Consider the following 243-nt stretch of genomic DNA (forward strand, 5'->3'; position numbering starts at 1 on the left):
TGGGGGATCATTGCCTAATGCCTGTTCAAATTTTCTGCGGGCATGCGCCCAGCACCCCAATAAGAGAACATCCTGTTTCTTTTCATATATATCATAGGCTCCATAACCATCACTCTGTACTGTACCTTTAAAGTCTTTGAGTAAATCGACAACTACATGCCCGGCCCGGGAACCTTTGTCGTAATGAAAAAATAATTGCCCGTTTTCAGGAGAGCGTACTACCCAATGATAGCCCTTACGGGT

At 44.9% G+C, this 243-nt stretch carries 1 protein-coding gene; it reads right to left on the reverse strand.

Annotated features, from left to right (window positions below; translation table 11 throughout):
- Nucleotides 1-243: transposase (locus D0T57_RS15325; protein WP_163274342.1), on the reverse strand; the 243-nt coding region annotated here is incomplete at both ends.

Source organism: Dysgonomonas sp. 511 (genome assembly GCF_010501105.1).
Taxonomy (GTDB): Bacteria; Bacteroidota; Bacteroidia; order Bacteroidales; family Dysgonomonadaceae; genus Dysgonomonas.